The sequence below is a fragment of the Curtobacterium sp. CFBP9011 genome (genome assembly GCF_034045095.1).
GTDB lineage: Bacteria > Actinomycetota > Actinomycetes > Actinomycetales > Microbacteriaceae > Curtobacterium.
In genome coordinates, this window is record NZ_JAXCWN010000001.1 from 376,667 (window position 1) to 399,963 (window position 23,297).

Genomic DNA, 23,297 nt, shown 5'->3' on the forward strand with positions numbered 1-23,297 from the left:
GGTGTCCGCCGGTGCGGACGTCGACCATCGTGCAGCGTGCCCGGGCCGGCGGGGCGTCTCCGGAAGTCGACAGGAAACCATCGCTGCCGCTTGGTCTACACTCGATACGTGATATCCAACATGTCGACTCATGCGACGATCGATCGTCCGCTCCGCCCGCTCGAACGACTCGTCGAGACGCCGTCGGACCGCCTCCGTCGGATCGCGCGCATCGGCGCCGTCGTCCTGCCGGTGGCCGTCACCGGCTACAGCGTCTGGTACGACGCCCTCGCGGCCCGGGCTGCGCCGGACCTCCTGCAGGTGCTCGTGTTCGTCATCGGCGGGCTGTCGCTGTACGCCGTGCACCGCTGGCCGCTGCTGCCGACGGCAGTGGCCCCGATCGTCTGGGCGATGACGGGCTCGTGCTCGTTCGTCGTCGTCATGAGCGCCGTGGTCGCCGCGCGCCGGGGACGCGGCTGGTGGGTCGTCCTCGGCGTCTTCACCGTCCTGCACCCCCTCGGGCTGGTGCCGGACCCGTGCATGTTCCGGGCCGGCCACGTCGCGGTCCCCGCCGAGTCCGCGCCCCTCGTCGCCGTCGTGCTCCCCGCCCTGGTGGGTGGCGCCGTCGGTGAGGCGCGTCGGGTGGTCCGCGCCCGGGAGGAACGGCTCCGGCTGCAGGCCGCCGCCGCAGCCGCGCGGGCGGCCGACGTCGTCGCGCAGGAGCGGCTCCGCCTCAGCCGCGACCTGCACGACGTCGTGGGACAGGGGGTGAGCCGGATGACGCTCCACGCCACGGCGCTCGCTGCCCAGAGCGACGACGAAGCGACCCGTCGTCTCGCCACCCGCATCGCCGACAGCGGCGCCGGTCTGCTCGAGGACCTGCACTTCGTCGTCGGTCTGCTCCGGAGCACCGAGGCGCAGTCAGGCACCCGCCAGCCTGTGGCGCCTGATGCCGCCACCCTCGCGACACCGTCCTGGCAGGAGTCCTTCGACGCGGCGCTCGAGGACGGTCAGGAGGTCGTCCGCCGGGGACCCGCCGCCGGACCGCTCGCCCGGACCGCGGGGCTCGACACCCGGTGCACCGCGGTCCTCGACGCCGTCGTCGCCGAGGCACTGCACAACGCACGGAAGCACGCTCCGGCCAGCGTGGTCGAGGTCACCGCAGCCCTGCTGCCGGACCGCCTGGAGGTGACCTTCCGGAACGCCGTCCCGTCGCGCTCCGATGCGGCCGGCGTCGCAGCGGGCGGCGGGCTCCCCGACGCCCGCCGGACCGGGGGCCACGGGCTGGCGGTCGCCGCCGAACGTGCGGCCGAGGTCGGCGGTCTCCTCCGACACACCCGGACGCCGGACGGCCGCTTCCGTCTCGACCTCGAGCTGCCCCGATGACCCGCGTGCTGCTGGTGGACGACGACGACGACATCCGGTCGAGCCTCCGGATCGTCATCGAGTCCGAGCCCGGGCTCGTCGTGGTGGCGCAGTGCAGCGACGGCGAGCGTGCCGTGGCCGCAGCCCGCCGCCTCCGGTGCGACGTGGCCGTGGTCGACCTGCGGATGCCCGGCATCGACGGCATCGAGACGACCCGGCGGTTGCGCGAGTGTCCGGCAGCTCCGGCCGTCCTCGTCCTGACCGCGTTCGACGACGGCGACGACGTGCTCCGCGCCCTCGCGGCCGGCGCCTCCGGGTTCCTGCTCAAGGGCACACGCCCGCACGAACTGCCCGCCGCGATCGCGGACGTCGCCGCGGGCCGGTGTGTGCTGGCACCCGCGGTCGCCGACGCCGTCGTCCGTCGTGCCGTGGCCCGCGACCACGAGGAGCAGCCGCTGCCGTTCGACGACCTGGGCGACCTCACCGACCGGGAACGCGAGCTCGTCGTCGCCGTGGGTGAGGGGCTGACGAACGCCCAGATCGCCGGGCGGCTCGGCGTCACCGCGACGTCGGCGAAGACCTACGTCTCCCGCGTCCTCGACAAGCTCGGCCTGCAGAACCGCACGCAGCTCGCCATCGCCGCACATCGCGCCGGTCTCGTCTGAGCCCGGCCGTCACCATTCGGAGACGTGGCTCGTGCCGGGGACGCCCGGACCATGGGAGGACCGTCCCGTCACACCGAGGAGTCCTGCCGATGTCGTCCCGTCCCCACCGCCGACCCCGTCCGCGCGCGCTGCCCGCACTGGCCTGCCTGCTCGCCGGGTCCGTCCTGTTCGCCGACCCGGCCGTCGCGCTGGACCGGGCAGCGCCCACGACCGCCGGCTCCGGCTCGGGCTCGGTCTCCGCCTCGCTCGAGCTGTCGGACGCGACCGCGTGGTACGCCGGCGGACAGTTCGTCGTCCGGAACACCGGTGAGACACCGGCCGGCTGGCAACTCCGGTTCCGGGTCACCGGTGGTGCCTTCGACAGCTGGGTGAGCTGGATGGCGGACACCGAGCAGCACGGCGACGAGGTCACCATCACGGCGAAGCGCGGCCAGGAGCTCGCGCCCGGCGCCACCGCGAACCTGTCCTTCGGCATGACCGGCGACGGCTCGGTCGTCCCGGCGGTGCAGGCGTGCAGCATCGACGGCACCGACGTGGCCGGCTGCACCCCGGACGACGGCAGCGACGACGGCGACGGCAGCGGTCCGGAGGTCCCCGCCGAGGACACCGTCGCGCCGAGCACCGTGCCCGACTTCGCCGGCGACCCCGTCGACGCGCACACCGCTCGCCTCCGCTGGGCCGCGGCCACCGACGACCGCGGCGTCGACGGGTACGTCCTCACCCGTGCGGGTGCCGCCCCGACGCACCTGCCGGCGGACGCCCGGGAGGCCCGCATCGCCGACCTGCCCGCCGGCACCGCCGTGCGGTTCACCATCAGCGCGGTCGACGCCGCCGGCAACACCGGTCCGGCAGCCATCACCACGGTCACGACCCCCGAGGCGCCGACACCGCCCCAGCACCTCGTCGTCGCGCCGTCCCACTCGGTGGTCCCGGTCCGGGCCCTCGGGGACGCCGAGGCCGCACGTCGTGCCGAGGGACGCTCGTACCGTCACTCGGCACACGAGCCCACCGGTCGTTCCGTCACCGCCGGCGACACCGTCACGATCACGGTCCCGGCGGGCGTCTCCGGGCTCTCCGCACGCTTCGGTCTGTACGGCGTGTACGCGGGCATCAACGGCGGGAAGGACGTCGGCGTGCAGACGGTCCCGCTGCAGCCGGGCGTGAACCGCCTGACCGTGCCGAAGAGCGGGCCGGTCCACCTCCTCGACACCGCTGCCGAGGGCTCCCGGACCACGACCGTGCGCGTGGACGGCGGAGCCCCGATGGCGACCTTCGTCGAGGGCGAGACGACCGAGGCGCAGTTCGCCGAGCGGATGGCGTCATCGACCGCGCCGATCGTCGAGCTCATCGGCGACGACGTCCTCGTGCAGGTGCAGAAGCCGATCGCCCAGCGTTGGCTGCTCGACCGGGGCATCCAGGTCGGCCCCCGCATCCGGATGATGGAACGCTTCGTCGCGAAGACCGACGCCGTGTTCGGGCTCGACCGGGCCGCGACCGGGGCAGCACACCGGGCACCGCAGCGGGTCCTCGTCACCAACCCCGACACCGGGGGTGGCTACGCGAGCGCGTCCCACGACTGGATCCGCTTCCAGAACGACACCGGCGCGATGCGGGACCTGCTGTCGAAGGCGCCCGCCGACCAGTGGGCGTTCTGGCACGAGGTCGGGCACACGTACCAGCCCGACTGGATGAACTGGGCCGGCCTGGGCGAGGTGTCCGTCAACGTCTCCGCCCTGGCGAACCAGGAGCACCTGACCCCGGGTGTGAACCGGCTCGACGACGCGGCCACCCGGAAGAAGGCGGCCACGTTCTTCGCACTGCCCCAGGCCGAGCGGCACTTCGACCGTCAGGACATCTGGCTGCGCGTGCTGATGTTCGACCAGCTCCGCCGGGCCTTCGGGGACGACGTGTACGGCCGGATCGCCCAGCAGTTCCGCGTCGACCGGGCGCTCGGTGCGACGGTGCCGAGCACCTCGGACACCGCGGCGCGCAAGCAGCAGTTCGCCCTGGTCGCCTCCGAGGTCACCGACCGGGACCTCACCGCCTTCTTCGACGCCTGGGGGCTGGGACTCACCGACCAGACGCGCGCCGCGATGGCCGAGCGCCCCGACCCGGCATTCGACCTCACCACCAACCACGACCGCCGGACCGACCGTCTGGACCACGTCGTCCGGCACACCGTCCCGACGGGCGCGGTGCAGGTGACGGGGACCGCGACCTACGGGCAGCGGACCGCGGGCGGAGCGCTCGAACTCACGACCACCCCCGACCCCGACGTCACGGTCGGACGGACCCGGCTGCAGACCCTGGCCGTCGGGACGGGCGCCGGGTCGGCCCACGTCGAGTTCCTCGCCGCGGACGGTACCCCCGACGTCGTCCGCGTCCCGGTCGACGTCCGGCGCGGCACCATGGTGCAGTACCGCGGTCTCGGTGACACCGTGATCGCCGAGCTCGTCCTCGACCCGGCGAGCGGCACCCTCTGGCTGCACAAGGCCGGCGGTGGCACGACCGCCCACGGGAACTTCTCCACCCGGTACGCCGGTGCCCGCGTGGTCGAGGCCGACGGCACCACCGTCACCGACGGCTGGCTCCGGGGTGTCGAGACCGCGGGTGCCTTCGCGGCGCGCTTCGGCGAGGTCGCGGTCCACGACGGGCAGTTCCTGGTGCTCGACCACCTCGAACCGGGGAACCGTCTGCTCCGCTGGAGTGCGGACACCGCCCTCGGGCGGGACACCGCCACGCGGCAGGCGTACCGGATCGAGGGCGGTGCGCTCGTCCCGGTGCCGGTCGAGTCGGTGCCGAAGCGCTGACCGCGCAGCGCTGACCGCGCAGGACGGACGCCGGACGGCCGGGGTGACCATCACGTCACCCCGGCCGTCCGGCGTCTGCGCAGTCCGACGACTCAGTCCTCGGACCCCGCGTCGTCCGGGTCGGTCACCTGCGCGTGCCCGAGCGGGTCCAGGTGGATCGACGTCCCGTCGTCCAGCTCGACCATCGGCTTGCCCTCCAGGAACGTCAGCGTCCACCGCCAGGTCGATGCGTCGACCGACTGCGCCGCCAGGTCGTCCTCGACACCGCGCACGGCGACGACCATCGTCTCGGGCAGTCGCGCGGGCGGTTCCGCGCCCACGTTCCATCGCGTTCCCAACTGCATCCGTGCCTCCAGTCCGTGTCGGCGGAGCCGTGTCGACGGCGGAGTCCGCCACGACGACGGACGCCCCGCCCGTGTCTCCACGGTAACGGGGCGTCCGGTGTCCGGTCCGTCAGGATCAGGCCGGCGGCTGTTCCGCCAGCTCGATCTCGACGACGGCGAACTCGTCACCGTCGACGAAGGCCAGGTCCTGGATCCGGCCGACGGCCGCCAGGTCCGCGGCCGCGCGCTCGACGAGCTCGCGGACGGCAGCGGGTGCCTGCACGACGGCGCGGGTCACCGGCGTCTTCTGGGACGCCTTGGCCGCGGTCTTCGCCCCGCGGATGCCGATCAGCGCCTGGCCGACGGCTGCGAGCAGCCCGGTCTCGGCCTGGTCGACCGGCAGGTCGGCACGGACCGGCCAGGAGGCCCGGTGCACGCTGGTGTCGTGGGTCCAGGCCCACACTTCCTCCGTCGCGTACGGGAGGAACGGTGCCAGCAGGCGGAGCAGGACGTCGATCGCACCGCGGAGCGCGAGGACTGCACTGGCCTGCGTCTCGTGGCCGGCGTCCGGGGCGGTGCCGTACGCACGCTCCTTGACGAGCTCGAGGTAGTCGTCGCAGAAGGTCCAGAAGAACCGTTCGGTGACCTCGAGGGCCCGGGCGTGGTCGTACGCGTCGAACGCGGCGGTGGCCTGGTCGACGACGGTGCCGAGCGCGGCGAGCATGTCGATGTCGAGCGCCTCGGTCACCTGGTGGGCGCCGGTGGGCAGCTCGAAGCCGTAGACGAACTTCGCCGCGTTGAGGACCTTGATCGCCAGACGGCGGCCGACCTTGATCTGCTTCGGGTTCTGCGGGTCGAAGGCCGCGTCGGTGCCGAGCTTCGACGAGGCCGCCCAGTAGCGGACGGCGTCGGCGCCGTGTGCCTCGAGCACGGACAGCGGCGTGACGACGTTGCCCTTCGACTTCGACATCTTCTTGCGGTCGGGGTCGACGATGAAGCCGGAGATCGAGGCGTTCTTCCAGGGCACCACGTCGGCCTCGAGCTGGCTGCGGAGGACGGTCGTGAACAGCCAGGTCCGGATGATGTCCTGCGCCTGCGGGCGGACGTCGTACGGGTACACCAGGTCGTAGAGGGCCGGGTCGGTCTCCCACTTGCCGGCGAGCTGCGGGGTGAGGGACGAGGTCGCCCAGGTGTCCATCACGTCGAGCTCGCCCTGGAACCCACCGGCGACACCACGCTGCGACTCGTCGAACCCGGGGGCCGGGTCGGACGACGGGTCGACGGGCAGCTGCGCCTCGGTCGGGACGATCGGCTGGTCGAACACCGGGTTGCCGTCCGCGTCGAGGGGGTACCAGACCGGGATCGGCACACCGAAGAAGCGCTGGCGCGAGATCAGCCAGTCGCCGGACAGGCCACCGACCCAGTTCTCGTAGCGGACCTTCATGAAGTCCGGGTGGAAGGCGATCTGGTCGCCGCGCTCGAGCAGCGTCTGCTTGAGCTGCTCGTCACGGGCGCCGTTGACGATGTACCACTGGCGGGTGGAGACGATCTCGAGGGGCTTGTCGCCCTTCTCGAAGAACTTCACCGGGTGGTTGATGGTCTTCACGTCGCCGACCAGCTCGCCGGACTCGGTCAGGGCGTCCACGACGACCTTCTTGGCGGAGAACACGGTCTTGCCGGCCATCTCGGCGTAGAGCGCACGACCCTCGGCGGACTCGATCCAGGCCGGCTCGTCGGACCGGATGCGGCCGTCGAAGCCGATCACCGAGCGGTTCGGCAGCTGCAGTTCGCGCCACCAGACGACGTCCGTGGTGTCACCGAACGTGCAGATCATCGCGATGCCGGCGCCCTTGTCCTTCTGCGCCAGGTGGTGTGCGAGCACCGGGACCTCGACGTCGAAGAGCGGGGAGCGCACGGTCGTGCCGAAGAGGTCCTGGAACCGCTCGTCGTCGGGGTGTGCGACGAGGGCGACACAGGCCGGCAGGAGTTCCGGGCGGGTGGTCTGGATGACGACGTCGCCGCTGCCGTCGCTCTTGTGGAAGGCGAGACCGTGGTAGGCGCCGGGCATCTCCTTGTCCTCGAGCTCGGCCTGCGCGACCGCGGTGCGGAAGGTCACGTCCCACAGCGTCGGGGCGTCGGCCTGGTAGGCCTCGCCACGCTCGAGGTTGCGGAGGAAGGCACGCTGGGCGCTGGCACGGGAGGTCGCGTCGATCGTGCGGTACGACTGCGTCCAGTCGACGGACAGTCCGAGGGTGCGGAAGAGCTCCTCGAACTGCTGCTCGTCCTGCACGGTCAGCTCGTCGCACAGCTCGATGAAGTTGCGGCGCGAGATCGGCAGCTGGTCGGCGGCCTTGCTCGACTTGCCGTCACCACCGGCGAACGGCGGAGTGAACTCGGGGTCGTAAGGGAGCGACGGGTCGCAGCGGACGCCGTAGTAGTTCTGCACGCGACGCTCGGTGGGGAGACCGTTGTCGTCCCAGCCCATCGGGTAGAAGACGTGCTTGCCCCGCATGCGCTCGAACCGGGCCTTGAGGTCGGTGTGCGTGTACGAGAACACGTGCCCGATGTGCAGCGAGCCGGAGGCGGTCGGCGGCGGGGTGTCGATCGAGTAGACGGCGGACCGGTCGCCGGCGGCGTCACGGTCGAAGCGGTAGGTGCCGTCCTGCTCCCACTGCGGCCCCCAGACCTGCTCGAGTCCGTCCACCGATGGCTTGTCGGGCATGGGCTTGGTCATGGCTGCGCCTTCCGTTCGTATGTGCGGCACCGAGTCCGTGATGAGGTGCCTGAGTGTCCCCGCGTGGTGCGGGTGCAGTCCTCAGCGTACCGGTCGGCCGCGTCGGACAGCCCACCTGCTAGGCTTCCGGGGTTTGTCCGGCGAGCGCGGTTCGCAGGACGCCAGTGTCGCTGTCTCGCCGGATGCCCGGCCGTCCCGCCGGGAGCCCGAAGGACGCCACAGCACACCGGAGGAACACCTTGCCAGCCAACGACACACCCCAGCAGCAGCACGGCGATCGCCCGCTGCGGACGAAGGGCGCCGTGAAGCGTGCTCGACGGAAGCTGACCGAGGACGACGTCACCGTCGTCGAGGAGTCGATGCTCAAGCGTGCCGTCGCCGCAGCGGCCCTCGGCAACGCGATGGAGTGGTTCGACTTCGGCATCTTCGCCTACCTGACGGTGACGATCTCGCAGGTGTTCCTGCCGGCGGGCGACCCGGCATCGAACATCGTCGCCACCTTCGGGTTCTTCGCCGCCGCGTTCATCGTCCGCCCCATCGGTGGTGCGGTCTTCGGCCCGATCGGCGACAAGATCGGCCGCCAGAAGGTCCTCGCGCTGACGATGATCCTGATGGCCGCCGGCACGCTGATGATCGGCCTGATCCCGTCGTACGACACGATCGGCGTCTGGGCACCGATCCTGCTGCTCGTCGCCCGCTTCGTGCAGGGCTTCTCGACCGGTGGTGAGTACGGCGGCGCCGCGACCTTCATCGCCGAGTACTCGCCGGACAAGCGCCGCGGGTTCATGGGCTCGTGGCTCGAGTTCGGCACGCTCGCCGGGTACGTGCTCGGTGCATCGATCGTCACCGGCCTGCAGTTCGGCCTGTCCGAGGACGCCCTGCTCAGCTGGGGCTGGCGCATCCCGTTCATGATCGCCGGTCCGCTCGGCCTGATCGGGCTCTACCTGCGGCTGAAGCTCGAGGAGACCCCGGCCTTCCAGAAGCAGCAGGAGCAGGCCGCCGAGCGCGAGTCGCAGAAGACGCCGTTCCTCAAGCTCTTCGCCGAGAACTGGCGCTCGCTGATCATCTGCATCGGGCTGGTCCTGGTCTTCAACGTGACCGACTACATGCTGCTGTCGTACATGCCGACCTACCTGGAGCAGAACCTCGGACAGAACGCGACGTTCGGGCTCATCCTGATCGTCGTCGTGATGCTGCTGATGATGGTCGTCATCACCTTCGGTGGTCGGCTGTCGGATCGCTTCGGCCGCCGTCCGGTGCTCGCCGCGGGCTGCATCGGCTTCATCGTGCTGTCCTGGCCGGCGCTCAAGCTCGTCCAGTCGGGCACCGGGGTCGGGGTGTTCTCCGGCCTGCTGATCCTCGGCGTGGTCCTGGTGACCTTCACGTCGACGATGCCGTCCACACTGCCGGCGCTGTTCCCGACGATCATCCGCTACGGCGCCCTGGCCATCGCGTTCAACGTGTCGGTGTCGCTGTTCGGGGGGACCACCCCGCTCGCCACCGCCGGGCTCATCAAGTGGGCGCAGGACGCCGGCTACGGCTGGGCCGAGGACATCCCCGCGTTCTACCTGATGCTGGCCGCCGTGATCGGGCTCGTGGCGGTGTACTTCACGAAGGAGACCGCCGCGTCGCCGCTGATGGGCTCCGGGCCGACGGTCGGTTCCGAGGACGAGGTCGCCGGGGTCATCGACGACTACAACGACCCGACGTCGGAGCTCGCGCAGTCCGACTGGGCGAAGGAGTTCTCGACCAGCCAGATCCCGATCGTGACCGCCGACGGTCCGGTCGGCGACGGTGCCCAGGACAAGGCAGCCGCCGGTTCCTGACCCGCACCACACGCCCTGGAGGCCCGACCCGCGTCACGCGGGTCGGGCCTCCGTCGTGTGGGTGGCCGGTCCGGCACCCCGTCCCGCTCGCCCTGCCCCGCGCACCCCACCCCGCGCCGAGCCTCGGCTCGGCGGCCGGACGGCGGCCGGCGGCGCGGACGGCGGCCGGGCGGCGAGCGGCCGGCGCCGTCAGGCGGACGGGCCGGCGGCCAGCCGCTCGGCGGCACGCACGAGCCGCTGCGTCACCGGGTGCTCGGGGTGGCCGAAGACGGCCTCGGCCGTGCCGTGCTCGACCACGGAGCCCTCGTGGACGACGAGGACCTCGTCCGCCAGGCGCCGGACGGCCCGCAGGTCGTGCGACACGAACACCATCGCCACACCGGTGTCGTCGCGCAGCCGTTCGAGCAGGCCGAGCACCGCGTCCTGCACGGTCGCGTCGAGCGCGGTGACCGGTTCGTCGAGCACCAGGACCTCGGGCTCGGTGGCCAGGGCCCGGGCGATCGCGAGCCGCTGCCGCTGCCCGCCGGACAGCGTGCGGGGCGAGCGGGTCCGGAGGCCCGGGTCCAGGTCGACCTGTCGCAGTGCGGCGTCGACGCGGTCACCCAGGGCACCGGTCGCCCGGCGTGCCCGTCCGCCGCTCAGGGCGTCGGCGAGGACTCGATCGACGTCCCACCGCTCGTCGAACGTCGCGCCGGGGTCCTGGACGACCGCGGCCATCCGGTGTCGGCGTGCACGACGGTCGCGCTCGGGGAGCGGTGCCCACGCCTCGCTGTCGACCGTGACCGTGCCGGCGTCGGGCGTCTCGAGTCCGAGGAGCATCCGCGCCACCGTGGTCTTGCCGGAGCCCGATGCCCCGACCACCCCGAGGACCCGGCCGGCCGCGACCCGGAGCGAGACGTCGGCGACGGCCGCGACGCCCGGGTAGGACCGCTGGAGTCCCGTGGCGGCGAGCACCGGCAGCGCCGAGCGACCGGCCGCCGACGACGCGCCCGCAGCGCCGGCGGCACCGGCCACCGGCGTCGACCGGCCCACGGGCGTCGACCGGGCTGCACGCACCAGAGCCTGCGTGGCGGGGTGGACCGGGGCCTCCAGGACGGAGGCGGTCGGACCCTCCTCGACGATGCGGCCGACGTCCATCACGGCGACCCGGTCCGCCCACCCCGCGACGAGTCCGAGGTCGTGCGTGACGACGAGCAGCCCGGTGCCGCGCTGTTGCGCCGCCCGCAGCTGCTCCATCACGCGGAGGGCGATGCCGGCGTCGAGGGCCGTGGTCGGTTCGTCCGCCACGAGCAGCCCGGGGCGACCGATCGTCGCGGCGGCGATGAGGGCACGCTGTCGCATCCCGCCGGACAGGGTGCCCGCGGTGCGGCCGTCGGTGGCGAGTGCGGGGTCGAGTCCGACGGCCTCCAGTTCGGCGCGCACCGCCTCGACGCGCTCACGTGCCGACAGGTCGGTGTGCAGGCGGAGGGCGTCGGCGACCTCCCGCCCGACCGGACGCAGCGGGTCCAGGGCGCCCAGGGCCTCCTGGCCGACGTAGCCGACGTGACGTCCGCGGACCGCGCGCCACCGGCGTTCCGACAGGCCGCGGACGTCCTGGTCGCCGACGGTCAGTCGGTCGGCTGTGACCCCGGCACCGGTGGCGGACAGACCGAGCGCGGCCCGGACCGTGACGGACTTGCCGGAGCCGGAGGCGCCGACGAGGGCGACGCACTCGCCCGGCGCGACCCGGAGGGTGACGTCGGTGACGACGGGGACGCCGTCGATCGTGACCGAGAGCCCGGCGACCTCGAGGGCGTTGCCGTGGCCGCTCACCGCGCGGCTCCGGCACGGCGGAGGGCCCGGCCGAGCACCGTGACGGCGGTCGCGAGGACCACGATCGCCAGGCCCGGGAACGTGCTCATCCACGGCGCGGTCGCCAGGTAGGTGCGGCCGTCGGCGAGCATCGCGCCCCACTCCGGTGCCGGCGGCGGTGTCCCGACGCCGAGGTAGCTGAGCGCCGACGCCCACACCACGGCCTGACCGATGCCGAGCGTGCCGACCGCGACGACCGGCCAGAGCGCCGCCGGCAGCACGTGCCGGACCACGACGGCGGCGGGGGAGCGGCCGAGCAGGACCGCGGTCTCGACGACCTGCGACGAACGAGCGGTCCGGACCAGTCCGCGGACGATCCGGGCGTACCCGGGGGCCGTGGCGAACCCGACCGCGAGCATCGCCGGCACCGGTCCGGGCCCGGTCACCGCGATGACGACGAGTGCGACCAGGAGCAGCGGCAGGGCGAAGGCGACCTCGGTCACACGGCCCACCACGGCGTCGACGACCCGGCCGCCGAGTCCGGCGAGGACCCCGAGGACCACCCCGGTCCCGCCGCCGACCAGGGTCGCGACGACGCCGACCAGCAGCGACGCCCGCGTCCCCGCGACCACCCGCGCCAGGACGTCACGGCCGGACTCGTCGGTGCCGAAGAGGTGGCCGGCGCCGGGCGGCAGGAGCGCCTCGGACGGGTGCACCGCGAGCGGGTCGGCGCCGCCGAGCAGCGCCGGCCACAGCGCCGCCACGACGGCGACCGCCACCACCACCGCGGCGACGGTTCCTGCCGGGCCGAGCGTCCCCCCACGGAATCGCTCGGACCGGCGTCCGGCGCGGACGCCGGGGCCCGGGGACGGCGTGCTGCCGGGCACACCGTCGATGCTGCTGCTGCGTCCGGCCGGGAGGCCCGGGTCGACGATCCCGCTCACCGCGCCACCGCCTCGTCGGACGTCGCGCCGCCGCGGTCCGGTCCGGTGCCGCGGTCCGGTCCGGCGTCGCGGTCCGGTCCGGTGCCGCGGGCCTGGTCGCCGCGGCGGGTGCCCCGGTCGCTGCCGCGCGGGTCGACCGCCCGCTCGACGAGGTCCGCCACCGCGAGCACCACCACGTAGGCGGCCGCCGACACGAGGGCGATCCCGGCGACGAGGGGCATGTCCCGCTGCGTCACGGCGGTGACGAGTGCACGCCCGATGCCGGGCAGCGCGAACACCGACTCGACGACCACGGCCCCGGACACCAGCGACCCGAAGGCCCAGGCGGACAGCGCGATGCCGGGCAGGGCCGCGTGCCGGAGCAGGTGGCGGCCGAACAGCCCCGCGCGGGACTCGCCCCGCCCCCGGGCCGCGAGTGCGAACGCCGAGCGCTGCGCGTCCACGACGCCGTCACGGATCGTCTCGGCCAGGTACCCGGCGACCGGCACCGCGACGACGAGCACCGGCAGCACCCAGCCGCGGACGGTCCCGTCGCTGACCGCGGGCACCCATCCCAGGCTGCTGGCGAAGACGACGATGAGCACGCTGCCGAGCCAGAAGTGCGGCATCACGCTGGCGGTCACCGACAGCCCGGTGGTCAGCAGCGCCGCGATCCGACCGCGCTGCGTCGACCACCACGCGGCGACGACCGCGAGCAGCCAGGCGACGACGAGCCCGGCGACCGCCAGGGTCAGCGTCACCGGCAGCTCCTGCGCCAACAGCGTCGACACCGGCGTCCGGAAGGCGTACGAGTCGCCGAGCTGCCCGGTCGCCAGACGTCCGAGGAACACCGCGTACTGCACCAGCACCGGCCGGTCCAAGCCGTACTCGTGGCGGACCTGCGCCACTGCCTCGGCCGAGGCCTGCGACCCCGGGCCGCCGAGGATCGCGAGTGCTGGGTCACCGGGGATCAGGCGGATGGCGACGAACACGATCGTCGCCACCGCCCAGAGGACTCCGACGCCGCCGAGGAGCCGGCGCACCGCCCAACGCGCCCACCCGGCGGCGGGGGAGCTGCGGGGCGGGCGGGCACCGGGCCTCCCGGCTGTCACCGGACCGTGCACCACCGGAGGGTCAGCGGGCGAGCCAGGCGGTCCCGAACCACGGCGTCGAGACCGACGTGGTCGAGATGCCGTGCACGGCCGAGCGGTACAGGAAGTGGTTCTGCTGGTCGTAGAGCGGCAGGACGGTCCGGCTCTCGAGGATCGTCTGCTGCGCCTGCTCCACCAGGTCGGCGCGCTCGGCGGAGTCCGCGGTCTGTGCGGCCCGCTCGAGCAGCCGGTCGAGTGCCGGGTCGTCGAGCTGGGCGAGGTTCGCGAAGTAGCCCGACGGTGCCGGCGTGATCGACGCGGAGTCGTAGAGGATGCGGAGGACGTCCGGGCCGACCTTCGTGTACGGCGCGCTGACGACGTCGTACTGGTTCTTCGCCAGCGCGGCGTACCAGCTGGACAGGTCGAGTTCCTCGAGCTTGACCGAGATCCCGACCTTCGCTTCGGAGGCCTGGATCTGCTGGAACAGGCTGCGCTCGGCGGGGACCGACTGGTTCGTCGAGACCGGGAACGTGACGATGAGGGGCTTGCCGTCCTTCTCGCGCACGCCGTCGCCGTTCTCCTTCCACCCGGCGGCGTCGAGCAGGCGCTCGGCTTCCGACGGGTCGTACCCGAAGAGCGCCTTGTCCGAGTACGAGGTCGGTTCGACGCTCGACAGCACGGAGTACGAGCGCTTCGCGGTGCCGAGGAACAGCGACTTGAGGCCCGGGTCGATCTCGGCCGCGGCGATGAAGGCCTTGCGGACGGACTCGTCCTGGAAGACCCCGTGACCGGAGTTCAGCTCGAGCCGGTTCGAGGCACCGGGGCGGGGCGCGTCGAGGTCACGGATCGCGGCCTTCGACGACGCCGCCTCGAGCTGGTCGGGCTGCGCGTTGTCGATGACGTCGACCTGCCCGGACTGCAGCGCCGCGTAGCGGGAGGTCGAGTCCGGCAGGAAGCGCCAGGTCAGCCCGTCGAGGCGGGGCTTCGTGGTCGAGCCGCCGAGCGGCGTGTAGTCGGCGTTCTTCGTCAGGGTGACGCGGTCGCCGTGCTTCCAGTCGGTGACCCGGAACGGGCCGGTACCGACGGGGGACTCGCAGTTCGTGGCCTGCTTGCGCTGCAGCGCCTTCGGTGACTCCATGCCGACCCAGGGCTGCGAGAACGACTCGAGCAGTGCGGCGTCGGGGCGGCTCAGCGACAGGGTGACGGTCCGGTCGTCGGTGGCCGTGGCCTTCGCGATCGACTGCAGGGCGAGGTAGCCGGTGCTGGACGCGGTCGCCGGGTCCTGCACGTGCTCGATGTTCGCCACGACCGCCGCGGCATCGAAGGGGGTGCCGTCGGTGAAGGTCACGTCGTCACGGAGCGTGAAGGTGAGGGTCTTGCCGTCGTCGCTCGTGGACCACTTCGTGGCGAGTTCCGGCGTCGGTTCGCCGTCGTCGAGGCCGACCAGTTCCTCGATGTACTGGGTCGCGAGCAGCGCCTGCGGGTAGTTGCCGCCGACGTGCGGGTCGAGGCAGGTCGGCTCGGCGTCGCCGGACGCGTAGGTCAGGGTGCCGCCACGCACCGGGGTGCTGCTGTCGCCGGGGGCGCCACCGCCCGAGCACGCCGCGACGGCCAGGAGGATCGTGGCCGCGCTGGCGACGCCGGTCACGATGCGCCGCAGCGCCGGGATTTTCTGTACTGGGTCCAAGATCATGGCTCAGCGAGTCTAGCGCTTTACTGGAGGGCATGGACGAACCCACCCGCCGAGGCGGTCGACCGCGCCGATCGAGTGCCGAGGTGCTCGCCGACGCCGCCGCCGAGCTCTTCCTCGAGCAGGGCTACACCAAGACGACGGTGGACCACATCGCCGCCCGCGCCGGGGTCAGCCGCGCCACCTTCTTCAACTACTTCGCCGCGAAGTCCGACGTGATGTGGCTCGACCTCGACGCCGCGGTGGCCGACCTGCCGCAGCACCTGGCGACCTCTGCCGAGTCGAGTGTCGTCCGCGCGGTCGAGGACGCCCTGCTCGCCGCCGCCCGCGCCCACGACCCGGACCGGGTGCCGTGGGCGATCGCCCAGGCCGAGGTGATGGACGTCGGCGCCGAACTCGTCGCGAGCGTCGCCACCCGGGTCACCGCGCAGCACCAGGCGGTCGCGTCCTTCGTGGCCGGGCGGACCGGGGAGCACCCGGGGTCGCTCTGGCCGCAGACCGTGGCCGGCGCGATGCTCGGGGCGGCGGCCGCGGCGTTCGGGGTCTGGGTGACGGACGGCGTCGGTCGTCGTCCACTCGTCGAGTACGTCGGTGCCGCGTTGACGCCCGTCGTGGCGGGGCTCGACGCGCGCTGACCCGCAGCCGGTCCGCTGGTAGGTTCTGGGTGCGCCGTCCGAGGGGGACGGCCACCGACTCCAGGGGGAACCGTGCCCGACACACCCGATCAGCAGCAGCCGTCGTCGTCCGGAGCGGGTGGTCCGGACCCGGAGCGCCGCGAGGGTGATGCCGCCCAGGCCCCGGAGTACCCGGCCCAGGCGCCGCAGGACGCCGCAGCACCGGCACCCGAGTACCCGGCACAGGCACCCCAGGACGCCGCTGCGCCGGCACCGGAGTACCCGTCGCAGCAGCCGCAGTACCCGGCCGGCCAGGCACCGCAGTTCCCCGGGCAGCCCGGCGGCCAGCAGGCGCCGCAGGACAGTGGCCAGCCGCCGCAGTTCGGTGGCCAGCAGCCCCAGTTCGGTGGCCAGCCGCCCCAGTACGGTGGTCAGCCCCCGCAGTACCCCGCCGGTGCGGCCGGCCCCCAGGGTCAGCAGCCCTGGGGGGGCGGCGGCGCGCCGATGATGCAGCCGGGCGGTGCCGCCGCGTACGGTGGTCGCCCGCAGCAGCCCCGCGGCCGTCGGGTCCTGGTGGCCGTCGTCGGCATCGTGGCGTTCCTCGTCGCCGGTGCCCTGGTGCGCTGGGGTCTGTCCTCGTTCGGCGGTCCGTCGAAGCAGGAGCTCGTCGACGAGGGCGTCAAGAAGATCACCGAGCAGACGACCTTCCCGAAGCAGGTCGACGCGATCACGACCTGGACCGGGGTCGACGCCGAGGACGACGCGATCCACTACCGCTACAGCGTCGCCGCCGACCCGACCGCGATCTCGGAACGGGCGATCCGCAGCTCGGTGCTGTCGAACCTCTGCTCGACGACGGCGACGCGGGACATCCTCGAGGAGGACATCGCGATGCGGTACTCCTACGTCTTCCCGGGCTCCGACAAGACGGTCGACCTCGAGTTCACCGAAGCCGACTGCTGACCGGCACCCGCGGCCCGGTCAGGCGCGGAGGGTCCCCGCGCCGCCGGCCGCGACGTCCTCGACGGTCCCGTCCTTGACGACCTCGGGGATCTCGTCCCCGGTCGGCACCAGGACCGCCGCACCCGGCACGGACAACGTGAGCACGGCCTCCTCGACGTACTGGCTGTCCTCGAGTGACTGCTCGATCTTCCGGAGCCGGCCGGCGACGTGCTCCTCGGTGTCGTTGCCGACCAGGTCGACCGCGGCGACCATGTAGACACGCGACGGGCCGACGAACTCCAGGTGCAGGTAGCTGACGCTCTCGACCTGGTCGCGGGTGAGCAGCTCGACGAGCACGGCGTTCTCGAGCTCGGGCGACGTGCTCTCACCGAGCAGGAACCGGCGGTTGCGGTCGATCAACACGATCGCGACGACGCCGAGCAGCAGGCCGACGGCGATCGACCCGATGGCGTCGAACACGGCGAGGCCCGTGACCTGGTGCAGGAAGACACCGAGGAACGCGATCACCAGGCCGACGAGCGCGGCGGCGTCCTCGGCGAACACCGCTCGGAGCGTCGGGTTCGACGACTGCAGCACGTGGCGGAGGACCGGCACCCGGCGCTTCGTCGCGGCACCGTGCGCCTGCCGGAAGGCCTGCAGGAAACTCGTGCCCTCGAGCAGGAACGACACCCCCAGCACGATGTAGTTGAGCATGACGTCCTCGGCCGGTCCGGTGTCCCCGAGCTCGGTGATGCCGTGGTAGATCGACACGATCGCACCCGCGGTGAAGAGTCCGAACGCGGCGAACATCGACCAGATGTAGGTCTCCCGGCCGTAACCGAGCGGATGCCGGGCGTCGCGCTTCCGGGCACCCCGGCGTTCGGCGATGAGCAGGAACACCTCGTTGCCGGTGTCCGCCCACGAGTGCGCGGCCTCGGCCACCATCGAGGCGGACCCGGTGAGCATCGCGGCGACGGACTTCGCGACGGCGACGAGCAGGTTCGCGCCGAACGCGATGAGGACGGTGAGCAGGGACTCCGGCTTCGCTTGCGAGCTGGAGGACGAGGCGTCCGGAGCGGTCTCCGGAGCCTCGGATGACGTCGACGAGGGCATCGCTCCAGCATGCTCTCGTCCGGTAGAGTCGGGTGCACAGGCATCGATCCGGCCATCACCGGGGAGTCATCCGGAAGAACGCGGCACCCGACGGGGGTCGTCAGTAGAACCGGACGGGTTCGGGACCGTCATCATCCCCGACGCAGAGTGGTCACGAACAGGCGGTCGCGCCGGTCCGAGGCAAGCGAGGTGGTACCGCGGAGCGCATGCTCCGTCCTCGTGGTCCAGTTCCACCGACCTCCAGGAGCCATCCGGTGCGTTACCCCCTGAACCGCGATCCCGCGAACGAGCCGTCGAACGGTGCGGACGGTGTCTCCCCGTCCCCGTCCTTCCCCGCGGTCGAGGACGGCATCCTCGCCTTCTGGAAGGGCGACGACACCTTCCGCGCCTCGATCGCGCAGCGCGAGGGCTCGGACGAGTGGACCTTCTACGACGGCCCGCCGTTCGCCAACGGCCTGCCGCACTACGGGCACCTGCTGACCGGCTACGCCAAGGACGTCTTCCCGCGCTACCAGACCATGCGCGGCAAGCAGGTGCACCGCCGCTTCGGGTGGGACACGCACGGCCTGCCCGCTGAACTCGAGGCGATGCGGCAGCTCGGCATCACCGAGAAGCACGAGATCGACGCCATGGGCATCGACGTGTTCAACGCCGCCGCCAAGAAGTCCGTCCTGCAGTACACCGACGACTGGCAGCGGTACGTCACCCGCCAGGCGCGCTGGGTCGACTTCGAGGACGACTACAAGACCCTCGACGTCACCTTCATGGAGAGCGTCCTCTGGGCGTGGAAGACCCTCTGGGACAAGGGCCTGGCGTACGAGGGCTTCCGGGTCCTGCCGTACTGCTGGAACGACCAGACGCCGCTGTCGAACCACGAACTGCGGATGGACGACGACGTCTACAAGACGCGTCAGGACCAGTCCGTCACCGTCGCGTTCCCGCTGACGGGCGCCCGGGCGGACGAGCTCGGCCTGGCCGGCGTGCGCGCCCTCGCCTGGACGACGACGCCGTGGACCCTGCCGACGAACGCGGCGCTCGCGGTCGGTCCGGAGATCGCCTACGCGGTCGTGCCGGCCGGGCCGGGAGGCGCGGCGGACGGTGGCAGCGCCGGTTCGGCGCAGTACCTGCTCGCGTCCGACACCGTGGCCGCGCACGCGAAGGACCTCGGGTACGCGTCGGCCGAGGAGGCCGTCGAGGCCGTCACTCGCACGGTCGCGGGCCGGGAGCTCGACGGCGTCACCTACGAGCGCCTGTTCGACTTCTTGGCGGAGACCGAGGGCATGGAGAACGGCTGGAAGATCCTGGTCGCCGAGTACGTCGAGACCGGCGAGGGCACCGGCATCGTGCACCAGGCCCCGGCCTACGGTGCCGACGACCAAGAGGTCTGCGCGGCCGCGGGCATCCCCGTGGTGCTCTCGCTCGACGACGGCGGCGTCTTCACGTCCCAGTTCGGCGAGGTCGCCGGCATGCTCTGGTCGGACGCGAACAAACCGCTGACGAAGGCCGTGCGCGACGCCGGACGTCTGCTCCGCCAGGCGTCCTACGAGCACAGCTACCCCCACTGCTGGCGCTGCCGTAAGCCCCTCATCTACAAGGCCGTCTCGTCGTGGTTCGTCCGCGTGACCGAGCTGCGCGACCGCATGGGCGAGCTCAACCAGGACGTCAACTGGGTGCCGGACAACGTCAAGGACGGCCAGTTCGGCAAGTGGGTCGGCAACGCCATCGACTGGTCGGTGTCCCGCAACCGCTACTTCGGCACGCCGATCCCGGTCTGGGTGTCGGACGACCCGGAGCACCCCCGTACCGACGTCTACGGCTCACTCGCGGAGATCGAGCGTGACTTCGGTCGCCTGCCGCTGAACGCCGAGGGGCAGGTCGACCTGCACCGCCCGTTCATCGACGACCTGACCCGCCCGAACCCGGACGACCCCACCGGGCAGTCCACGATGCGCCGGATCACCGACGTGTTCGACGTGTGGTTCGACTCCGGGTCGATGCCGTACGCCCAGGTGCACTACCCGTTCGAGAACGCCGAGTGGTTCGACGCCCACAGCCCGGCCGACTTCATCGTCGAGTACATCGGGCAGACCCGCGGCTGGTTCTACGTCATGCACGTGCTCTCCACCGCGCTGTTCGATCGGCCGGCGTTCACGAACGTCATCAGCCACGGCATCGTGCTCGGCTCCGACGGTCAGAAGATGTCGAAGAGCCTGCGGAACTACCCGGACGTGTCCGAGGTCTTCGACCGCGACGGAGCCGACGCCATGCGCTGGTTCCTGATGTCGTCGTCGGTGATCCGCGGCGGCAACCTCGTCGTCACGGAAGAGGGCATCCGCCAGGGCGTCCGCGAGTTCCTGCTGCCGCTGTGGTCGACGTACTACTTCTTCACCCTCTACGCGAACGCCTCGGGCGCCGAGGGGTACCAGGCGAGCCGCAGCACGGCGAGCACCGACGTGCTCGACCGGTACCTGCTCGCGAAGACCCGGGTCCTCGTCGCGGACGTCACGACGCACCTCGACGCGCTCGACACCCCGCTGGCCGCCCAGGCGATCCGCGACTTCGCCGACGTGCTCACGAACTGGTACGTCCGCCGGTCGCGCGACAAGTTCTGGGCGGGCGCCGAGTCGTCCGCAGAGGCGACGGCCGCGTTCGACACGCTGTTCACGGTCCTCGAGACACTCGCCCGGGTGTCGGCGCCGCTGGCGCCGCTCGTCACGGAGGAGGTCTGGAAGGGCCTGACCGGCGACCGCAGTGTGCACCTGACCGACTGGCCGTCGGCGGACGAGTTCCCGGCCGACGACGCCCTGGTCGCGGCGATGGACCGCGTGCGTGACGTCGCCTCGAAGGGACTCGCACTCCGCAAGTCGACCGGCAAGCGGGTCCGCCTGCCGCTGGCGACCCTGACGCTCGTCGTGCCGGACCCCGCCGCGGTCGAGCCGTTCGCGGACATCCTCCGCGACGAGCTCAACGTGAAGCGGGTCGTCCTCGAGGAGCAGGCCGAGGAGTCGCTGGCGCAGTACGGCATCGAGCGGAAGCTCACCGTCAACGCCCGTGCCGCCGGCCCCCGCATCGGCAAGGCCGTGCAGCAGGTGATCCCGGCCGCCAAGAAGGGCGACTGGGTGGCGACCGAGACCGGCGTCACCGTCGGTGGCATCGACCTGGTCGAGGGCGAGTACACCCTCGACCTCACGGTCGCGGACGCGGCGACGGCCGTGGCGTTCCTGGACGGCGGCGGCTTCGTCGTCCTCGACACCGTCACGACGCCCGAGCTCGAGGCCGAGGGCCTGGCCCGCGACGTCGTCCGCGCCGTGCAGCAGGCCCGCCGTGACGCCGGACTCGACGTCGGCGACCGCATCGCACTGACGCTCCGGGTCTCGACCGCCGCCGCCGACGCGGTGCGCGAGCACGACCAGCTGATCGCCGGGGAGACCCTGGCGACGACGATCGACGTCGTCGCGACCGACTTCGGCGCGGACGACCCCGCGACCGAGGTCGGCGACGACGCGAAGGTGTCCGTGGAGGTGGCACGCGCATGAGCGACAGCAACGAGTACGACGCGCACGACGACGACACGGACGACACCGCGCCCGACGGGGTCGAGATCCCCGTCGGGCCGGCCGGCGACACCGCCCCCGGCGACGCCCTGCCCTACGGCGGTGACGACGACGAGGTCAAGCGCGTCGAGGCCGCCCTCTACGCCCGGATCGGCGAGCAGTCGCCCGAGCACCGCCTGACCGCGACCCGCCGTGCCGTCGAGCTGCTCGGCGACCCGCACCTGGCGTACCCGGTCATCCACATCACCGGCACGAACGGCAAGACCTCGACCGCCCGGATGACCGAGAGCATCGTCCGCGCCCACGGCCTGCGCACCGGCCTGATGACCAGCCCGCACCTGGTGTCGATCCGGGAGCGCATCGTCATCGACGGTGAGCCCATCGAGTCGAGCCGCTTCGTCGAGAACTGGGACGACATCACCCCGATCCTCGAGATGACCGACGCCGAGCTCACCGCGAAGGGCGAGCTGCCGCTGACGTTCTTCGAAGCGCTGACCGTCCTGGCGCTCGCGTGCTTCGCCGAGGCGCCCGTCGACGTCGCCGTGATCGAGGTCGGCATGGGCGGCGAGTGGGACTCCACCAACGTCGTGCAGAGCCAGGTGCAGGTCTTCACCCCGATCGCGATCGACCACGCGAAGCAGCTCGGCAACACCGTCGCCGAGATCGCCCGGACGAAGTCGGGCATCGTGAAGCCGTCCTCGTCCGTGGTGTCGAGTGCGCAGACGCCCGAGGCCATCGCCGAACTCGAGCGGGCCGCCGAACTCACCGAGTCGACCCTCGCGGTCGAGGGGACGGCCTTCCGGGTCACCAGCGACACCCCGGCCGTCGGCGGACAGCTCGTCAGCGTGCAGGGCATCGCCGGCACCTACGACGACCTGTTCGTGCCGCTGTTCGGCGCACACCAGGCCCACAACGCGGCCGTCGCCATCGCCGCCGTCGAGTCGTTCCTCGGCCGCGGCAGCCAGGCCCTCGACGAGGACGTCCTCAGCGAGGGGCTCGCGAACGCAACGAGCCCGGGTCGTCTGCAGCCGATCGCGACCGGGCCGACCGTCGTGGTCGACGCGGCGCACAACCCGCACGGCGCGAAGGCCCTCGCCGACGCGCTGCCGGTGGCGTTCCCGTCCGACCACGTCGTCGGCGTCGTCGGGATCCTCCGCGACAAGGACGCCCGCGGGTTCGTCCGCGCCCTGAAGGACACCGTCGCCACGTTCGTCGTGACGCAGCCGCCGGGGGAGCGGGCGCTCGACGCCGACGAGTTCGCCCGGGTCGTCGTGGACGAGGTCGGCAACGACCGGGTCGTCGTCGAGCCGTCGCTCGCCGGCGCCCTCCAGGAGGCCCGTGACCTGGCCGACGACGCCGACGCCGAGGACGCGATGGTCCTGGTCGCCGGCTCGATCGTCATGGTCGGCGCCGTGATGGAACTCGTGCACCGGGAAGGCGGGTCGAAGTGACGGACGCAGGACGGGCCTCCCGGCCGCCGCGGGCACCCCGGATGCGACGTCCGCGTCGTGACCGTGGGGCGCGCGAGAGCCTGCTGTCGATCACCCTGGTGCTCGAGGCGATCATGTTCTTCTTCCCGATGCTCGTCGTCTTCGGCAAGCACACCCTGCCGGCCGGGCTGGCCTTCGGCGGCGGGATCGCGGCGATCGTGATCCTGGCCCTCGCGTCCCGTCTGACCGGTTCCCGGGCCGGTGTATGGTTCGGGTGGCTGCTGCAGGCGGCCATCCTCGCCACCGGGTTCATCGAGCCCTTCATGGTCGCGGTGGGCGTGGTGTTCCTGGCGCTGTGGGTGTTCTGCTTCGTCAAGGGCGGTCAGCTCGACCGCCAGAACGCCGCCCGCCGAGCCGCACTCGGCGAGGACTGACCCACCACCACCC

16 protein-coding genes are annotated in these 23,297 nt (G+C 72.4%); 9 read left to right on the forward strand and 7 right to left on the reverse strand.

Annotated features, from left to right (window positions below):
• Positions 1–108 precede the first annotated feature (108 nt).
• The 3 genes from SOM35_RS01805 to SOM35_RS01815 all read left to right on the forward strand — a co-directional run bounded on the left by SOM35_RS01805 (position 109) and on the right by SOM35_RS01815 (position 4,819).
• Positions 109–1,365 (forward strand): sensor histidine kinase, encoded by a 1,257-nt coding sequence (locus SOM35_RS01805; protein WP_320514184.1) that lies wholly within the window; start codon positions 109–111, stop codon positions 1,363–1,365.
• Complete coding sequence (locus SOM35_RS01810; RefSeq protein WP_320514185.1) at positions 1,362–2,009, forward strand: response regulator transcription factor; 648 nt, start codon at positions 1,362–1,364, stop codon at positions 2,007–2,009. The genes SOM35_RS01805 and SOM35_RS01810 overlap by 4 nt, the downstream gene beginning before the upstream one ends.
• Positions 2,010–2,098: 89 nt before the next feature.
• On the forward strand, positions 2,099–4,819 hold the full coding sequence (locus SOM35_RS01815; RefSeq protein WP_320514186.1) for a M60 family metallopeptidase: 2,721 nt from the start codon (positions 2,099–2,101) through the stop codon (positions 4,817–4,819).
• A 92-nt stretch (positions 4,820–4,911) separates the two neighbouring features.
• On the opposite strand, the gene SOM35_RS01820 is transcribed toward SOM35_RS01815, so the two are convergent.
• Together SOM35_RS01820 and valS are read right to left on the reverse strand one after the other, a co-directional pair.
• On the reverse strand, positions 4,912–5,139 hold the full coding sequence (locus tag SOM35_RS01820; protein WP_284158330.1) for a hypothetical protein: 228 nt from the start codon (positions 5,137–5,139) through the stop codon (positions 4,912–4,914).
• A 139-nt stretch (positions 5,140–5,278) separates the two neighbouring features.
• Positions 5,279–7,876, reverse strand: a complete 2,598-nt coding sequence (gene valS, locus SOM35_RS01825; RefSeq protein WP_320514187.1) for a valine--tRNA ligase — start codon at positions 7,874–7,876, stop codon at positions 5,279–5,281.
• Positions 7,877–8,115: 239 nt separating this feature from the next.
• On the opposite strand from valS, the gene proP reads away from it, so the two are divergent.
• Positions 8,116–9,702 carry a glycine betaine/L-proline transporter ProP gene (gene proP, locus SOM35_RS01830; protein WP_258376777.1) on the forward strand — a complete coding sequence of 529 codons (1,587 nt, stop codon included), beginning with the start codon at positions 8,116–8,118 and terminating at the stop codon, positions 9,700–9,702.
• 189 nt (positions 9,703–9,891) lie between these two features.
• On the opposite strand, the gene SOM35_RS01835 is transcribed toward proP, so the two are convergent.
• The 4 genes from SOM35_RS01835 to SOM35_RS01850 form a co-directional block, all read right to left on the reverse strand.
• Positions 9,892–11,514 (reverse strand): ABC transporter ATP-binding protein, encoded by a 1,623-nt coding sequence (locus tag SOM35_RS01835; RefSeq protein ID WP_320514188.1) that lies wholly within the window; start codon positions 11,512–11,514, stop codon positions 9,892–9,894.
• Entirely contained in the window at positions 11,511–12,437 is a 927-nt protein-coding gene (locus tag SOM35_RS01840) for an ABC transporter permease (RefSeq protein WP_320514189.1), read from the reverse strand. Before SOM35_RS01840 ends, SOM35_RS01835 begins: the two co-directional genes overlap by 4 nt.
• Positions 12,434–13,459 carry an ABC transporter permease gene (locus tag SOM35_RS01845; RefSeq protein WP_320514190.1) on the reverse strand — a complete coding sequence of 342 codons (1,026 nt, stop codon included), beginning with the start codon at positions 13,457–13,459 and terminating at the stop codon, positions 12,434–12,436. The genes SOM35_RS01840 and SOM35_RS01845 overlap by 4 nt, the downstream gene beginning before the upstream one ends.
• 91 nt (positions 13,460–13,550) lie before the next feature.
• Entirely contained in the window at positions 13,551–15,200 is a 1,650-nt protein-coding gene (locus tag SOM35_RS01850) for an ABC transporter substrate-binding protein (RefSeq protein ID WP_320514191.1), read from the reverse strand.
• A 32-nt stretch (positions 15,201–15,232) separates the two neighbouring features.
• Here SOM35_RS01850 and SOM35_RS01855 point away from each other — a divergent pair, with 32 nt between their 5' ends.
• On the forward strand, positions 15,233–15,832 hold the full coding sequence (locus SOM35_RS01855) for a TetR/AcrR family transcriptional regulator (protein WP_181439361.1): 600 nt from the start codon (positions 15,233–15,235) through the stop codon (positions 15,830–15,832).
• A 72-nt stretch (positions 15,833–15,904) separates the two neighbouring features.
• Complete coding sequence (locus tag SOM35_RS01860; RefSeq protein ID WP_320514192.1) at positions 15,905–16,774, forward strand: hypothetical protein; 870 nt, start codon at positions 15,905–15,907, stop codon at positions 16,772–16,774.
• An 18-nt stretch (positions 16,775–16,792) separates the two neighbouring features.
• Here the strand turns inward: SOM35_RS01860 and SOM35_RS01865 are convergent, their stop codons facing one another.
• Positions 16,793–17,866: a cation diffusion facilitator family transporter gene (locus tag SOM35_RS01865; protein ID WP_320514193.1), complete on the reverse strand. Its 1,074-nt coding sequence runs from the start codon at positions 17,864–17,866 to the stop codon at positions 16,793–16,795.
• 254 nt (positions 17,867–18,120) lie between these two features.
• Between SOM35_RS01865 and ileS the strand changes: the two genes are divergently transcribed.
• Genes ileS through SOM35_RS01880 form a run of 3 tightly spaced genes read left to right on the forward strand, consistent with a single transcriptional unit; the run spans position 18,121 to position 23,284 of the window.
• A complete protein-coding gene (ileS, locus tag SOM35_RS01870; protein ID WP_320514194.1) occupies positions 18,121–21,402 on the forward strand; it encodes an isoleucine--tRNA ligase in 3,282 nt (1,093 codons plus the stop codon).
• A complete protein-coding gene (locus SOM35_RS01875) occupies positions 21,399–22,871 on the forward strand; it encodes a bifunctional folylpolyglutamate synthase/dihydrofolate synthase (protein ID WP_320514195.1) in 1,473 nt (490 codons plus the stop codon). Before ileS ends, SOM35_RS01875 begins: the two co-directional genes overlap by 4 nt.
• Positions 22,868–23,284, forward strand: coding sequence for a DUF4233 domain-containing protein (locus SOM35_RS01880; protein ID WP_146248243.1), 417 nt, complete (start codon positions 22,868–22,870; stop codon positions 23,282–23,284). Before SOM35_RS01875 ends, SOM35_RS01880 begins: the two co-directional genes overlap by 4 nt.
• Positions 23,285–23,297 lie beyond the last annotated feature (13 nt).